The organism is Pseudomonas fluorescens (genome assembly GCF_900636825.1).
GTDB lineage: Bacteria > Pseudomonadota > Gammaproteobacteria > Pseudomonadales > Pseudomonadaceae > Aquipseudomonas > Aquipseudomonas fluorescens_BG.
In genome coordinates this window covers 5,938,778-5,955,237 of sequence record NZ_LR134318.1, presented here as the reverse complement: position 1 = coordinate 5,955,237, position 16,460 = coordinate 5,938,778, and the positions used below count along the sequence as shown (strand labels likewise).

Sequence of the window (16,460 nt, the reverse complement as noted above, 5' to 3'; positions counted from 1 at the left end):
TTGCCGCTATGAGGAGATACCAATGACTAAGAAGATCTTCGTTACCGACACCATCCTGCGCGACGCTCACCAATCGCTGCTCGCCACTCGCATGCGCACCGAAGACATGCTGCCGATCTGCGACAAGCTCGACAAAGTCGGCTATTGGTCGCTGGAATGCTGGGGCGGTGCGACGTTTGACGCCTGCGTGCGCTTCCTCAAGGAAGATCCGTGGGAGCGCCTGCGCCAATTGCGCGCGGCGCTGCCTAACACGCGTCTGCAGATGTTGCTGCGCGGGCAGAACCTGCTCGGCTACCGCCATTACAGCGACGATGTGGTCAAAGCGTTCGTCGCCAAGGCAGCGGTGAACGGCATCGACGTGTTCCGCATCTTCGACGCGATGAACGACGTGCGTAACCTGCGCGTAGCCATCGAAGCAGTGAAGGCAGCGGGCAAACATGCACAAGGCACCATCGCCTACACCACCAGCCCGGTGCACACCATCGATGCCTTCGTCACCCAGGCCAAGCAAATGGAAGCCATGGGTTGCGACTCGGTGGCGATCAAGGATATGGCCGGTCTGCTGACCCCTTACGCCACTGGTGAACTGGTGCGCGCGTTGAAGGCCGAGCAGTCGCTGCCGGTATTTATCCATTCCCACGACACCGCTGGCCTGGCGACCATGTGTCAGCTCAAGGCAATCGAAAACGGTGCTGACCACATCGACACTGCCATCTCCAGCTTCGCCTCGGGCACCAGCCATCCGGGCACCGAGTCGATGGTCGCCGCACTGAAAGGCACCGAATACGACACCGGCCTGAATCTCGAATTGCTTCAGGAAATTGGCCTGTACTTCTACGCGGTGCGCAAGAAGTACCATCAGTTCGAAAGCGAATTCACCGCGGTCGACACCCGCGTGCAAGTCAACCAGGTGCCGGGCGGGATGATCTCTAACCTCGCCAACCAGTTGAAAGAGCAGGGCGCGCTCAACCGCATGAGCGAAGTGCTCGCGGAAATCCCGCGTGTGCGTGAAGACCTCGGCTTCCCGCCGCTGGTGACGCCGACTTCGCAGATCGTCGGCACCCAGGCATTTTTCAACGTGCTGGCCGGCGAGCGTTACAAGACCATCACCAACGAAGTGAAGCTCTATCTGCAAGGCGGCTACGGCAAAGCGCCGGGTGTGGTGAATGAAAAACTGCGCCGTCAGGCAATCGGCAGCGAAGACGTCATCGACGTGCGCCCGGCCGATCTGCTCAAGGCGGAAATGACCAAACTGCGTGCCGACATCGGCGCACTGGCCAAATCCGAAGAAGACGTGCTGACCTTCGCCATGTTCCCGGACATTGGCCGCAAATTCCTCGAAGAGCGTGCTGCGGGCACCCTGACGCCGGAAGTGTTGCTGCCGATCCCGGAAGCAGGCGCCGTTGCGTCGGCGGGCGGTGAAGGCGTGCCGACCGAGTTCGTCATCGATGTGCACGGCGAGACCTACCGCGTCGACATCACCGGTGTCGGCGTCAAGGCCGAAGGCAAGCGTCACTTCTACTTGTCCATCGATGGCATGCCGGAAGAAGTGGTGTTCGAACCGCTCAATGAATTTGTCGGTGGTGGCAGCAGCAAACGCAAGCAAGCGTCGGCGCCGGGCCACGTCAGCACCACCATGCCGGGCAACATCGTCGATGTGCTGGTCAAGGAGGGCGACACCGTCAAGGCTGGCCAGGCTGTACTGATCACCGAAGCGATGAAGATGGAAACCGAAGTCCAGGCGGCAATTGCCGGCAAGGTCACCGCGATTCATGTGGCCAAGGGCGATCGAGTCAATCCGGGCGAGGTTCTGATCGAGATCGAAGGCTGAGATAACGGCCGCGATAAAACGTTTTAACCTCGGGGGGGCATGTGCTCCCCTTTTTTTGCGTTTTTTTGTCCCTGTAGGAGCTGCCGCAGGCTGCGATCTTGTACAAAGACAAAGGATCGCAGCCTGCGGCAGCTCCTGCCAAAGGCGTTGGTTAGAACGCCATGCGCCATTGGCCCATGACGCCGTGATTGCGGCTTTCGGTGCCGAATTCACCGGTGAGGCCAACCCCGAGTGAGTGGTGGCTCGATAAGCCGAGATCCAGGCCAGCATCCACCGCCAGACTGTTTCGATCCAGCTCGGCACCCGTCACCGTGTAACGTTTCCCGCCCTTGACCAATTGCTGATTGGTGTCGCCGTCGAGCTCGCCGTACAGGTGTTTCCAGCCTGCACTGAATCGCGGCGTGAGGCTCATGCCGTTGTCCAGGCGACCGGTTTTCGCGGCGCGAAAACCAAAGGTGCTGCTGAGGTTGTCACGGGTTTGACCGAAGACTTTCAGCGCTGCGTCGCCGCCTTTCTCGGTATAGCTGTCGCGCTGATAACGTTGATAGCCGAGGCTGGCAAACGGTTCGAGGGTTACGTTGTTGCGGCCCAGGTTGAAGCCCAATTCGGCAAGTGCCTGCTGGGTATTGGCGTCGTAATTCCCTTTGAGGCGATCGCTGAATCCGTTAAAGGCGACCCGACGTTTACTGCTGCCTTCATGGCTGCCGTAAGTGGCACCGAAACGCAGCGCCAGCGGCCCGTCCTGACGCACCGCATACGCGCCGAGATGCCAGCTGTCGAGATCGCCACCATACTGACGGGCATCGAGCGATGTCTGGGATTTGCCGCCGATCAGGCCGACATGCCATTGCTCACCCAGACGCCAGTCGGCACCCATGACCAAGCCTTGAGTGGAATGCTTCAGAGTGCTGTCGAAGTCACGGTCGACCTTGCCGCCATGGCCAAGTCCTTGAATCCACACTCGACCTGAATTCGCTTCGCCGGCGGCACGCCGAGGTGCGTTGCCCGAACCGTAAGTCGGGCCGGAGCGATCCAGTTGGCGCATGGCCGAGAGCATGCTCGCACTTACCGGGGTGACGCTGCTCAAGGTGGCCTTGGCGAGGTTGGCGTTGCTGCCGGCGGCGAGTTGTTCGATGGCGATCGGTGCGGTGGATTTATCGCTGGCGAGCAACGCGACGACCGCTGCGTTTGCGACGGCCGGCGTTTGCGTGCTCGGCGCAGCAAGCGCGGATGGTTCCTCGATGCTTCTGGCAACCGCGCGAGCGTTATCTGTCGTGACAACGTCTTCCAGCTCAACCTGGTTGCGGGTGTAAGTCAGCCCGACGTACTTTTCTTCGTACTGAAGTTCGGGAGTCATGAACGCCAGTTTGTTTTCGACCTTGGCGAATTCACCTTCGACTTTTTCCGCGGTCAGAATCGTGTGTTGGCTTGTTTGTGGATACTCGCCGGCAGTCACCAACGTCAGGGTCGAATCGCCCAGGCGTGCTGTGCCGTTGACTACAATGGTCGGGCTTTTACCGCCGGCATCGACCTCGTAAGCCAGCGTCGCCGATCGCGTCAGATTGAGGTCTCCGTTGATGACCGGTGCGCCGTAGACCTGATCCACCGACAGTTTCCCTTGCAAGTTCAGATCACCTGTCACGCCGCGACCCGCGAAGTGTCCAGTCTCGTGAACGGTAACGTTGCCGCCGATCAATCCGAGGTTGGTCAGATCGCCGCCGGCAAACACAACGGCATCACCTGCGATCGCATTTTTGTTTATGAGAACACCCTGTGCGAGCGCGCTGCCTTTAATCACCCCTTCATTGATCAGTGAGGCTTTCGGCCGGATCAGCACGCCGAGTTCGAAATCGCTTTCGCCACTGCGGGTCCAGTCGCCTTGCCTGACTTCCAGTCCCGCGAAATTACGGGTCTCCCCCAAGGTGCCTTTCTTCGCTGCTTCCAGCTGAATGACGTTGATGCCGCCCGCGCCGTCCGCTGGCCCGGCGAAGCTGCCCCGGCTTGAAACGATGACCAGATCATCCTGATCAGTGAGCTGAAGTGGCTGGTCCTTGGTCTTGACGGGGGTCTTCACCAGGTCAGGAATGTTTTTGAAGTTGTCCAGCATCTCGATCAAGTGGTGAGTCGCCGGCACTGCATCGGACGCCTGTTGCGCATAGGTGAACGGCGCGCAACCAAGGGTCAGCGCGATGGCCAGAGCGAGTTGTTTGCGTGGGTGCGTAGGTTGAATGGGCATCAAGTCGGGCCTCTGTTAGTAGAAGGCCCAACTCTATTGAGATGGCGAAAATTCCGATGTCGGCCGCTTCCCGCAGATTCGCAGGCGAAATCGGAGCGTGGTGTAGAAAACTCACGCTATGGGCGGAAGGAACGCTTTTGCTTGATCCAGGCGATGCTTTTTCCTACGACCAACACGGATGCCGCCGATTGCGCAGCGTGCCTTCAGGACTCCAAGCCACGCGCCGTTTGCATCCCAACCAAATCAAAAGATCGTCCGAACGCGGCCCGAGCATTCGGTAGCTCCTGCAGGAACGCATTCGGCGATCTTTTCGTTTTTACCGATCAGCTACGGCAGTCGACCAAACCTTTGAGTTGGCCGTCAGGCGTCTGGTTTTCCTCGCTCAACCAGCGCTCGAACCCGGCACCAATCTCCGGCCACTCGGAGTCGAGAATCGAATACCACGCGGTATCACGGTTCTGCCCTTTGACCACCATGTGCTGACGAAACACGCCTTCAAAGGTGAAACCCAAACGTTCGGCTGCATATTTGGAGCGGCCATTGCCGTTATTGCACTTCCACTCCAGGCGTCGGTAACCCAGTTCGAACGAATACTTGACCAGCAGGTAAACCGCTTCGGTGCTTTTCGGCGAGCGCTGCATCGGCGCGCCAAATGTGACGTGGCCGATTTCGATACGGCCCTGAGCCGGGACAATCGACATCAGGCTGAGGATGCCCTGCACCTGGCCGCTGACGCGATCAACGACACTGAAAAAATACGGGTCGCTTGCAGCCGCGTGGTTGTTCAGCCAGGCATCGAAATCGCGACGCTCCTGGAACGGGCCGTAGGGCAAGTAATCCCAAAGTTTCGGGTCGGCGCCGGGGCCTTCGAGTGCAGCGAACAAATCATCGGCGTGGCGCGCAGGGTCGAGGCGCTCCAGCCGGATGAAACGGCCTTCGAGGAGCGTCGCGGTGGGCGCGGGGACGCCTTTCCAGTCAGCGAGTGAAGCAGTCATGAGCGCCTCTCCTTAAAGGGTTTTGCGAAACTGGATAAAGCCCGGACGTTCGGCGATGCGTTCGTAGAGCTGGATCGCGGTGGCGTTGGTTTCGTGGGTCAGCCAATGCACTTTGCAGCAACCGTCAGCCTTGGCGGTGGCGTAAACATGTTCGATCAACAGGCGACCGATGCCAGTGCCGCGAGTTTGCGCCGCCACCAGCAAGTCCTGCAGGTAGCAGGAGTTTTCGATGCTCCAGTTCGAACGATGATAAATGTAATGGACCATGCCCACCGCTTCGCCATCGGCCCACGCCAATGCCGCGTGGGTCGGTTCGCTCGGATCGAGAAAGCGCTGCCAGGTGCTGTCGGTCACCGCGTCCGGCAGTTCGGTGTTGTAGAAACGCAGGTAGGCCTGCCATAGCGGTAGCCACGCGGCGCGGTCAGCGGCGCTGACCTGGCGAATGTCGATCTGAGTCATGCTGGTTTCCTTAGCGCATCAAGCGGGCGAGGGTTTGGTCGTTGGTTTCGGGGCTGGCGGTGAGGCCTGCGCGCACCCCGGCAATGTCTTCGGCGCTGCGGTTCTGGCTGAGCTTGCGTTTGCCTTCGAGGCGGTCGATGGGAATAGCGAAACCGACAATCGCTTTGAGCATGCCGTCGATGTAATCAGCCGGCGCGTCGGCGACTGACCACGGCTGGGCGCGACCGGCCTCATGGCGATCGGTGAGCGTGCTGACGATGTCGAGCAGGCGTCCGCCGTCGCTGAAAGTCTCGGCGTGGCCATAGGCATGGACGGCGATGTAGTTCCAGGTCGGCACGACCTTGCCGTGTTCGGCTTTGCTTGGGTAGAAGCCGGGGCTGACGTAGGCATCGGCGCCGGCGAAAATCAGCATGGCTTCGGCGCCGTCCCGCAGGTCCTTCCATTGCGGATTGGCGCGGGCCAGATGCCCGTACACCGTGCCGTACTCGCCTTGTTCGCAGTGCAGCAGCACCGGAACATGGCTGGCTTGCAGACCTTCTGCGCCATGGGTGACCAGAATCGCGAGACGGGTGGCGAGGATCACTTCGTGCAACTGAGACAATTCTTCGATGGCAAAGGCGCGTGGTGTGTACATGGACAAATTTTCCTTGGCGAATGCCTGCATCCTAGGCAGGCTATTGGTCTGTTGTAAGAGCCATTGAAGAGCATTTTCATAGGTCCATTGCCATGCCTGACGAGCCGCTGTTGTCCATGCCCTTCAATCCCGCCGGAATCGAGCTCGATCGCCGCCAAGGCTTGAGCCGACAGCTTTATCAGGCGTTGCGCCAGCGTGTGCTCGATGGGCGACTGGCCAGTGGCACGCGATTGCCCGCCAGTCGTGATCTGGCGGCGGCGCTGGCGATCTCTCGAAACAGCGTGGTGCGCGCCTATGATCAGTTGTATGCCGAAGGCTTCATCGAGGGACGCGTTGGCGATGGCACCTACATTGCGCAACTGGCCCAGGCATTGCCCGCCGCGAAAAAATTATCCACAAAAGTATCCACAGGGTTTTCAATAGGCTTACCCACAGCCTTATCCACAGATTGGCTGGATTTACCTGTGGTTTCATCCAGCAAAGTTATCCACAGTGGCACGTTTTCCCGACTTGAACAGAACCATTTGGCCAAGCCGCCAAGTGGTCCGCCACGGGCGTTTCGCGTCGGCGTGCCAGCGTTCGATCTGTTTCCGTTCGAGGTCTGGGCCAAGCTGAATGCGGCTTTCTGGCGCAAATCGGATCTGCAGCAGTTGTGTTACGGCGATCCGGCAGGGGATGCGCGTTTGCGCGGGATGATCGCTGCTTATTTGCGCAGCTCTCGGGGCATGCAGTGTTCGGCTGAACAAATTGTGATCACCAGTGGCGCACAGCAAGGCATCAGCCTTTGTGCACAGTTGCTGGTCGAGCCTGGGGATGGTGTGGCGATCGAGAATCCGGGCTATCGCGCAGCGGGTCATGCGTTCGCTGTGGCTGGTGCGCGATTGCACGGAGTAGCGGTGGACAGCGAAGGTATTGATTGCAGCGCAATGGCCGAGCTCAGCGACTGCCGGGTGGCCTACGTCACGCCGTCGCATCAATATCCGACGGGCGTGGTGATGAGCCTCGCCAGACGTCTGGAACTGCTGGCCTGGGCGGAGCGCACTCAAGGCTGGATCGTCGAGGACGACTATGACGGCGAGTACCGTTACAGCGGCGCTCCATTGGCGCCATTGGCCGCGCTGGATCGACAGGGGCGGGTTCTGTACGTCGGCACCTTCGGCAAGATCGCTTTCCCGGCGTTGCGCCTTGGCTATCTGGTATTGCCGACAAATCTGGTCGATGCGTTTTGCCAGCGGCGCGCGGTCGATGTGCGGCATTCGGAGGTCAGTACGCAAGCGGTGATGGCCGAGTTCATGGCGGCCGGGCACTTCCAGCGGCACATTCGCCGCATGCGTCGGGCGGCGCTGAGTCGGCGCAATACCTTGATGGAAGGCTGGCCGACGGAGTTGCCCGGCGTCGCCGGCCTGCCTGCCGTCGCCGCCGGGCTGCACCTGACGGTGGCAGTGGAGAGTGTCGCTCGCGAGCAACAATTGATCGAGCAGGCGCACAGCGTCGATGTGGAAATCAATGGCCTGAGCAATTACTGGCTACCGGATTCCATCACGCCGAGCGATCAGCGCGCCGGTCTGGTGCTGGGATTTGCGGCGGTGCCGGAGCCGGCTATCGAGTCGGCCCTGGCGCGCCTGCGACAGGCATGGAAGGCGTGAAAGATCAGTCGGCTGCGATTTCCGCAGGCTGCGGTTGCAGGAACAGATCGCGCACCTGCGGATCGACAATTCTGCGCAGGGCATTATCGAAGCCGTCAAAATTTTCCATGGTCTGGCGCGTTTTGGAATCGAGCGTTTTCAGATAGTCATCGGCGAATTTCAGGTGGGCCGCGGTGAACTGCGCATCGGGATCGGCGAGGCTGTCGTAGTGGAAGTGCGCGACCCAAAGCGCTTTATCCGCATTGGCCTTGTCGAGGATGCGGTACTCCTGAAAGTAGTCCTTGCGCTGTTTGGTACGGATGCGACCGCCCTTGTCCTTGACGATCATCACCTGATCGTTTTTCGCCAGCCATAGCAGATAAGTCGCGCGCGGTTTGCGCTGCTTGAGCATGCTGGCATAAGTGGTGATGCCTTCTGCACGCGTTTCAATTGCACGTTCGCGCAACTCCGCAGGGAGACTGGAAACAGCCATCGGGCTCTCACCGCGAGCCCTTTGTCGGCTGAGAATCTGCGTCACATCATCGGCAGCCTTGTCCAGCCGTGCGGCCTGCTGATCGAAAATGTCGCGAATGTCGGCCGGAATGCGCCCGGGGCGCTTGGCATCGTTGCGGGTTTGGGTGTTGAAGTCATCGCTGTCCACGTTCAAGCCAATGGCGGCGGCGACCACCTCGTTTTCTTCGACCAGTGTGACGGGAGTTGGCGTCTTGGCAGGCGGTAGTTTGACCAGCGGAATATCGTCGTCGACGGAGTCCTGAGCGGCTGCAGGCTTTTTCTGTGCAGAGCTGGCCCGCGGCCGTGATTTTGAAATCTTGCCTTTGACCGCAGGCCGGGAGGGCCCCGGTTGCGGCGCTGGCGGCTCGACAATTTCTTCGGCGGCCGGCAGTTCTTCGGCCAGCCGTTTTCGCGCAATAGCATGGAACTGCGCTATCAGTTGGTTGATGTGCTCCAGCACGCTCGAATCAAATTTGTCCGGAAATGTCTCGGGCAGTTCGGTGATGATCTGCTCGATGTTCGTGAACAAGTCATCGGCATGAATCAGTTGCTCGACTCGATCGGACTTGCCGGCGGCATTTACCGGAACACTGCCCATGGCGATCATGTCATGACTGACGTCAGCGGCGCTGGCGGTGATCGCGTAAATGGCCGAACGTGGCGCAATCAGCTCAGCCTCAGGTAACGGACGCAGCGACTTTTCATAGGACATGCCTATTTCGTTCGCCTGCAAGTTCAGCCGGCTGAACGCTGGAAGCAACAGTTTAAGATCTCTGCCGATTTTTTCCGCTTTGCCTCCCTGGCGAGCCAGTGCCTGCAGGGAATCTTCGAGGGTTTGCAAGGTGGCGACCAACTCTTCGCTTAGCGTGTTGGCTTGGGCCGTAATAGCCAGCTGCTCGGTTCTGGTGAGCGTCGACTGCGTCGGCTTATCCGCCATGAGTTTCTGCACGGTTTGCCGATAGAGCCGCAACTTGACCCGCAACCAGGCGCTGAGGCACTTGTGCTGCTCGACGGTCATGCGGATCGACTGCGACTCGAAGAACACGCCGTGGCCACCGGATTCGTTCCAGATCTGCAACTGTTCGAGCGCTTGGGTGTAGCCGTTACCGAGTGCCATGGATTTTTCCAGATAGCTTTTCGTTTTCGCTTCGAAAACGTCTTCGGTATCCGCCGCAGGCTTGAGCGTCAGGTTACGCAGGGCCTCGACTACCCCTTCCTGCTGACGGGTTTCGCCCTCAAGAAAAGGTTGTAACTGCGCCATGGCGGCGTTTTTTCGCTGTTCCCGCTGACGACGAAGCAGGGCAATACGGCCGGTAGGTGCGCCGCCGAGCAGACGAAGTTTCAAATCCCAGTGCCAGCTGCCAGACGCTTCGTCGTAGCGCACTGCCGGACCTTTGCGGGCAGCATCGGAGGAATCGACGATGCGCAGCGGATCGGCGGCAGCATCGACTTCGAACCAGCGGTCCCCGACCTTTGCGCAGGATTTGCCATCAATCGTCGACAAATGGGTGACAGCAGAGGTCTCCAGCGTTTCGGGAGCTTCTGGCGTGCCGATCTTGAAGCTGTCGATCAAAGTGATGAACCGCGCGCCAGTGGCCGAGCGATAGGGCGTGCCGGATTCCAGCGAAGTGACATGCTCCGCGGGAACATCCCCGCTGATGATGACTGTGTCGTATTTGACCCTCGGCACGCTCTTGGCCGGAGTCGTTACAGGCACGTCGACAGAGCTTTGCTCGATGGTCTCCGACTCCAGCGTTTGCTGGCGCACCTCCTTGAATGAGCGCAGGGTGACATGGTTGCGTCTGGCCGCGATGTGCTGCGAGAGGAGAATGCTCAGGGCCAGCAACACGTCACCCGTGGACTTCCATTCAATCAGCGTATCGCCTTGGCGTTTCGCGTCGATAGCCTTCTGGATTCCACCGATGCTTTGCCACACCCAAACCGCGGTGCCGGCCGCGCCGGTGAAGAAATTGCTCGCAACGTCGAATAGCGCCCAACCACTGTCGGCGAGCAAGCGCCAGCGGCGCTCGGTATTGGAAACCGACTCGCGGTCGGCGAGCGCGAGCATTGCCTGACGGTTCGCGTCATACAGCGTGGCAAGTACGTCACCGCTCATAGGCTCGTTGGCCAGATCGATGGGGCCCGCCAGATCCAGATGAATAAGCGGCTCGAACGTCAATTGAGGGATGACCCAGGGCGAGGGGATTTCGCTGGTAAACACGTATTGGGCGTATTCGAAACCAACGGCTTCACTGGCGAACCAGGCCATTACCGAATCGCGTACGGCTCCGGGTTGATAAAGGGCGTACAGCAGATTTTGCGGCGACTCGAACTGCAGCAATGGTTCGTCGAGCGCCGGCCGGTAAAGCAGGCACGGCCCTTCGCCTTCACGCGGGCCGATGATGAACATGTTGTCGATAACATCCGCCGACTTGCTCAGGCGATTGCGTGGCACAAAAGCCAAAGGGCGGATCGTCACGGGTTGCTCGGCCAGCGGCTGTTGCTCCCTGATGGAGTTCATCAACTGACAAACGTAGTTGTAGCCGCGCTGTTCGATCCGCCCCTGGCCGCGCAATTTGGCCTCCAGGGCCAGCAACGGCAGGAGCACTGGCAATTGCGCGGTGTAGCGGGTTTTCTGTTGAGCAGCCCGCTGCGGATCGTCGAACAGGGTTTGCTTGATCAACTTCGGATAGCGCTCACCGATGTTGACCTGCTCGGCCATCGTGGTCAGGTAGTCGACGGTCAGCCAGGCCGGGACCGCGCGGTCATCCGCGAACGCCAGCGTCGCCAGATACGGCGCCGTGTTCTGCAAGGCGAATTCGCCGAGGGTCTCGACGCTCTGGTCAAACGGATTGGGCAGCACCAGCCCACTGGCCTCGAAACTGGCCGTTACGGTGATGCGCAGCTCATCCAGTGGCAGGTCGGCGGCGCCGATCGCGTTGACGTCGGCGATGATTGCCTCGCGCATCTGTTGCTGGGCGTAGGCTTTGATCAGGGGAATATCGTCTTCGCGAAAAGCTTGCGCATGGTCGTCACGCAGTAACGCCAGTTGATGCACATAACCGCGATAGGCTTGCAGATCGTTGAGTGAAGCTGTGCGCAACCACGGCGGTATGGACTGATCGAGGCGGTCGAGGCGATCGCTGTCCTGCAGGCCGAGACTGCTTCTTTGTGGCAATGCCGGTGAGGCTGACTCAAGGGGTTGACGCCCCGGGTCGAGCATCGCGATGGCGTCGAGTTGGCTCGCCACCAGCGCCCAGGTCACCGCATCGAAAACGTCACCGTCGGGTTCGATCAGGCGCCACTCCAGCGTGCGTCCGTCCAGATTTACGTCAACACGCGCTGGCAGCGAGTCACCCAGCTCAGCCATCGAGGCAAATGATTCATATCCCGCGGAGATCGTGTACATCGCGATCAATTGCCGAGCGCCCAAGGTTGCGGTCAACACGATAGCTCCGGCGATGGACAAGTGCCGGCTGCTCGCGCCCTCGACCAGATCCAGATCGATAAGCCGTGCCTGGATATCTTTCATGCCATCGTTGGTCACCGGGCGCAGCGCTTTGTCCGCACTGGCCGCGATCAACCGTGCGAGCGTGCATTCATCGGCATTCCAGCCGCTGACTTGATGCACACTCAGGGCGGCGCGGAACGAATCGGCGAGCATTTGCCAGCGAGGTTGGCTTCCGGCGTTTTCATTCCAATAGTCCAGTTGCTGCTGTTGATAGGCAACGAACAGAAATGGCGAATGGTCATTGAGCAGGGCGTTGATGTCGTCCATGTCGACGGCCAGGTGAACCGCGGTTTGCACGTGCGTCGTCAGGGTCAGAAAGCTTTCGCCTTCAAGATAACGGGCCATCGTCTTGGCATAACTTTGCCGGATCAGAGCGTGGGTCAGCGTTTCGAAATGGTACAGACTACTTTCGGTGGGATCCGGCGTGGCGATTTTGGCGACGTCGGGATCGATCTCCTGTTCCGGGTGGCGTTCGCGCAGCGCCTGACGCAGCAATGTCGATGCAGCTTGGCGCAAGGAGGTGCCTTCACTGGTCAGGTCGATCAATCGGCTTTGCTTTTGCAGCAGCGGCGAATCGTCGGCCGCAGGGGCAACGGTGGTTTCAGTCATGGAAATCGTCCGGTAATGAGATGGCGACAGCCACCACCTCGCACCGGCCCGACGTTAGCCAGCCATGGGTTCTTGCGGGTGGTAGATAAATATCGCGGGCAAAAAAAGACCCGCGTCTGCGGGTCTCGTTTTTGCCATCGGTTTCAGGTGCCGGACTTGATCTTCGTCCACGCCCGAGTCCGCGCCCGTTCAGCGTCACGGGGCAGCGGTTGCAGGGTGTAGAGCGTGCTCATGGCCGCATCGGTCGGATACAGGTTCGGGTTGTTGCGAATTGCCGGATCGACCAGCCCGGTGGCGTCCTTGTTCGGATTCGGATAGCCGACAAAATCGCTGACCGGGGCGATCACCGCTGGCTGCAACAGATAGTTGATAAAGGTATACGCATCTTCAGGGTTCTTCGCGCCCTTCGGAATGGCGAGCATGTCGAACCATATCGGCGCGCCTTCCTTGGGCAGGCGCATGTCGACCACTACGCCGTTTTTCGCGTCTTTGGCGCGGTTGGCCGCTTGCGAGAAGCTGCCGGAATAACCGACTGCCACGCAGATGTCGCCGTTGGCCATGTCGGCCATGTACTTGGACGAATGGAAGTAGGTCACGTAGGGGCGGATCTTCATCAGCAGCGCTTCGGCCTTGGCGTAATCCGCCGGCTTCTTGCTATTGGGATCGAGACCCAAGTGCTGCAGCGCCAGCGGCAGGATCTCGGAAGGCGAGTCGAGCAACGCCACACCGCACTGCTTGAGTTTGCTGATGTTCTCTTCCTTGAAGATCAGATCCCAGCTGTCCACTGGCGCGTTGTCACCCAGCGCGGCTTTGACCTTGGCCGGGTTGAAGCCGATCAGAATGGTGCCGTACATGTACGGCACGGCAAATTTGTTCCCCGGATCATTGGCTTCGATCAGCTTCATCAATTTCGGATCGAGGTGATTCCAGTTCGGTAGTTTGCTGCGATCCAGCGGCTGGAACACCCCCGCCTCAATCTGTTTGGCAAGGAACACGTTGGACGGCACCACCACGTCATAGCCGGAATTGCCGGTGAGCAACTTGGCTTCCAGTGCTTCGTTGGTGTCGAAGATGTCGTAGATCAGTTTGGTCTGGGTGTTCTGTGCCTTGAAGTCGTCCAGCGCTTTGGGGGTGATGTAATCGAACCAGTTGTAGACGCGCAGCGTGCGTTCTTCAGCATGGGCGCCGGCGCTGAGCAGGGCCGCGCACAATGCCGAGGCGATCAGTTGCTTTTTCATTGTTCGAAACCTTCCAGCACGTTCACCGCGTTGATGCCGATTTCTTCCACGGCGTAGCCGCCCTCCATGACAAACAGGGTCGGTTTGCCGAGAGCGGCAATGCGCTTGCCCATGGCCAGGTAATCCGGGCTGTCGAGTTTGAATTGTGAGATCGGGTCGTCCTTGAACGTGTCGACGCCGAGGGAGACGACGATGATGTCCGCACCATAGCGATCGATCTCGTCGCACGCCTGATCCAGCGCCGCGCTCCACACGTCCCAACCGGAACCGGCCGGCAACGGGTAGTTGAAGTTGAAGCCTTCACCGGCGCCGTCGCCGCGCTCATCGTCATAGCCGAGGAAGAACGGAAATTCTGCTTCCGGGTGGCCGTGAATCGAGGTGAACAGCACGTCGCTGCGCTCGTAGAAAATCGACTGCGTGCCGTTGCCGTGGTGGTAATCGACATCGAGGATCGCGACCTTTTTATGGCCCTGATCGAGGAAGGCCTGCGCGGCGATGGCAGCGTTGTTGAGGTAGCAATAACCGCCCATCAAATCGCTGGCGGCGTGATGTCCCGGTGGCCGGCACAGGGCGAAAGCACTGCGTGCACCGGCCTGGATTTCAGCCTGCGCGGTCAGCGCCACTTGCGCTGCGCTATACGCGGCTTGCCAGGTGCCAGCGGTGATCGGCGCGCCGCCGTCAAAACTGTAATAACCGAGCTGGCCATGCAGACTGGTCGGTTTGATCGCGCGCAAGGTGCGGGCTGGCCAGGTGTAGGGCAGCAAATCGCCGTCGGTGTTGAACTCGGTCCAGCGATCCCACGCACCTTTGAAAAATTTCAGATAGTCGCGGCTGTGAATACGGGCGATCGGCTCCAGGCCAAAGTCCTTCGGCGCTTCGACCGGGCCGAGGTTTTGGTTTTGCACACGTTGCAGCACATGATCGGCGCGCGATGGCATCTCGAAGCACGGCTTGAGCTGGCCATCGATGAGTTCGCAGCGGCCGTGGTGCAGGTGGTGATCGTCTGAATAGATGGTCAGCATTTGTTGTTCTCCGCAGGGCTGATTCGGTTGCGTCCAGTGTTGCGGCGCGGGGCGAATCGGAGAACGGCAGGAGAGGCCAAAAGGGGATCGATGTGGCCAAAATCTCTGACCGTAATTCGCCCCTCGGAAACAATAGATCGCAGCCTTCGGCAGCTCCTGCATCGATCCCTGTGGGAGCTGCCGAAGGCTGCGATCTTTTGATTTTCAGGCTCTGAACTGACTCGGCGCCACACCGCTCCAGCGCACAAACGCGTGGCGGAAACTGGCGGTCTCGCTGAAGCCTAGCGTCTCGGCGATTCGATAGATCGGCAATTGGTCCTCGCACAACATCTGCTTGGCCCGCTCGAAGCGCAGCTCATCGAGCAACTCCTGATAACTGCTGCCCATGTCCTTGAGATGTCGGCGCAAGGTACGCGGCGAACATTTCATCTGTTGCGCCAATCCTTCCAGCCCTGGTGCGGCGTTCAGTTGAGCGCTGAGCAGTTGGCGGATGCGTCCGAGCCAGGCCTGGCGTCCGGTGAATTCGAGATTCTGTTTGCGGCAGCGTTCGGCCATGGCTTGATGGGTAATGGCGTCCGCCAGTGGCAGCGGCTGATCGAGCCAACGACGGTCGAAGGCGAACGCGTTGTCCTTGGCGGCGAAGTGCAGCGGCGCGTGGAAGTGATCGGCATAGCGGTTGCGGTAATCCGGGGCGTCGTGTTCGAAGCGCGTGGCGAGCAATGGCAGTGCATGGCCGAGCAAGTCGTCGCAAATCACTTTCAGCGACACGAGGCAAAACTCTGCGTTGAAAACCGCCATTGCCGGGCTCTCGCGATAGTCCGCCGCGACGAACCAGACGCGCTCGCCATCGTCTTCCAGACTCAGTTCGAAAAGTGTTCCCAACAGCGCCGGATAACGGATTGCCAGGCGCAAAGCGTCACCGAAGGTGGCACAGGTGAGCAGGGCGTAACCGAGGATGCCGTAGCAGGACACATGCATGCGCCGGCCCAATTCGAGGCCGATGTCGTGCTTGAGCGCGACTGCGTTGGCACAGACCTGCATCTCCTGATTGGTGGTGATGCGCGTATCGGCGCGGTGCAAGTCCTCCGCACTGATGCCGCTGCCGGCCAGCAACGCCTCGCTGGACAAGCCTTCGTCTCTGAAGGTGTTAATGATCAGAGAGACGGCGTTGAGGGTGGTGAGGTGGGAGTGGAGCATGGGATCTTCCAGCCTGGGGATGCTGGAATGCAGCAAGTTGCATGCCGCAGAAACCCCTCACCCCAGCCCTCTCCCAAAGGGAGAGGGGGCCGATTGGGGGATATTGGCGAGATGCACCGACGTGAGACATCTCTGCCGAATCCACAATCGACGCGATTTACCAGGTCGACGGACAACGAAAAACAACTCGGCCAGTTCCCCTCTGCCGCTGGGAGAGGGGCCGATTGGAGGATTTTGGCGAGATGCACCGACGTGAGACATCTCTGCCGAATCCACAATCGACGCGATTTATCAGGTCGACGGACAACGAAAAACAACTCGGTCAGTTCCCCTCTGCCGCCGGGAGAGGGGTCGATTGGGGGATATTGACGAGATGCACCGACGTGAGACATCTCTGCCGAATCCACAATCGACGCGATTTATCAGGTCGACGGACAGCGAAAAACAACTCGGTCAGTTCCTCTCTGCCGCCGGGAGAGGGGGCCGATTGGGGGATATTGGCGAGATGCACCGACGTGAAACATCTCTGCCGAATCCACAATCGACGCGATTTATCAGGTCGACGGACAGCGAAAAACAACTCGGTCAGT

General features: G+C 59.7%; 10 protein-coding genes. 2 read left to right on the top strand and 8 right to left on the bottom strand.

Annotation, left to right across the window (positions count from 1 at the left end; translation table 11 throughout):
* Nucleotides 1-22 precede the first annotated feature (22 nt).
* Nucleotides 23-1,831, top strand: a complete 1,809-nt coding sequence (gene oadA / locus EL257_RS27285; protein WP_126367828.1) for a sodium-extruding oxaloacetate decarboxylase subunit alpha — start codon at nt 23-25, stop codon at nt 1,829-1,831.
* A gap of 151 nt (nt 1,832-1,982) precedes the next feature.
* Here the strand turns inward: oadA and EL257_RS27280 are convergent, their stop codons facing one another.
* The 4 genes from EL257_RS27280 to EL257_RS27265 form a co-directional block, all read right to left on the bottom strand.
* Nucleotides 1,983-4,067 (bottom strand): autotransporter outer membrane beta-barrel domain-containing protein, encoded by a 2,085-nt coding sequence (locus tag EL257_RS27280; RefSeq protein WP_126367826.1) that lies wholly within the window; start codon nt 4,065-4,067, stop codon nt 1,983-1,985.
* A 323-nt stretch (nt 4,068-4,390) separates the two neighbouring features.
* Complete coding sequence (locus EL257_RS27275) at nt 4,391-5,062, bottom strand: GNAT family N-acetyltransferase (protein ID WP_126367824.1); 672 nt, start codon at nt 5,060-5,062, stop codon at nt 4,391-4,393.
* Nucleotides 5,063-5,074: 12 nt separating this feature from the next.
* Nucleotides 5,075-5,521, bottom strand: a complete 447-nt coding sequence (locus EL257_RS27270; protein ID WP_126367822.1) for a GNAT family N-acetyltransferase — start codon at nt 5,519-5,521, stop codon at nt 5,075-5,077.
* 10 nt (nt 5,522-5,531) lie between these two features.
* On the bottom strand, nt 5,532-6,155 hold the full coding sequence (locus tag EL257_RS27265; RefSeq protein WP_126367820.1) for an FMN-binding negative transcriptional regulator: 624 nt from the start codon (nt 6,153-6,155) through the stop codon (nt 5,532-5,534).
* A 92-nt stretch (nt 6,156-6,247) separates the two neighbouring features.
* On the opposite strand from EL257_RS27265, the gene EL257_RS27260 reads away from it, so the two are divergent.
* Nucleotides 6,248-7,801, top strand: coding sequence for a PLP-dependent aminotransferase family protein (locus EL257_RS27260; RefSeq protein ID WP_126367818.1), 1,554 nt, complete (start codon nt 6,248-6,250; stop codon nt 7,799-7,801).
* A 4-nt stretch (nt 7,802-7,805) separates the two neighbouring features.
* Here the strand turns inward: EL257_RS27260 and EL257_RS27255 are convergent, their stop codons facing one another.
* The 4 genes from EL257_RS27255 to EL257_RS27240 all read right to left on the bottom strand — a co-directional run bounded on the left by EL257_RS27255 (nt 7,806) and on the right by EL257_RS27240 (nt 15,870).
* Nucleotides 7,806-12,413 carry a hypothetical protein gene (locus EL257_RS27255; protein WP_126367816.1) on the bottom strand — a complete coding sequence of 1,536 codons (4,608 nt, stop codon included), beginning with the start codon at nt 12,411-12,413 and terminating at the stop codon, nt 7,806-7,808.
* A gap of 143 nt (nt 12,414-12,556) precedes the next feature.
* Nucleotides 12,557-13,651, bottom strand: a complete 1,095-nt coding sequence (locus EL257_RS27250; protein WP_126367814.1) for a polyamine ABC transporter substrate-binding protein — start codon at nt 13,649-13,651, stop codon at nt 12,557-12,559.
* Entirely contained in the window at nt 13,648-14,673 is a 1,026-nt protein-coding gene (locus EL257_RS27245; RefSeq protein WP_126367812.1) for a histone deacetylase family protein, read from the bottom strand. Before EL257_RS27245 ends, EL257_RS27250 begins: the two co-directional genes overlap by 4 nt.
* Before the next feature lie 204 nt (nt 14,674-14,877).
* A complete protein-coding gene (locus tag EL257_RS27240; RefSeq protein ID WP_126367810.1) occupies nt 14,878-15,870 on the bottom strand; it encodes an AraC family transcriptional regulator in 993 nt (330 codons plus the stop codon).
* Nucleotides 15,871-16,460 lie beyond the last annotated feature (590 nt).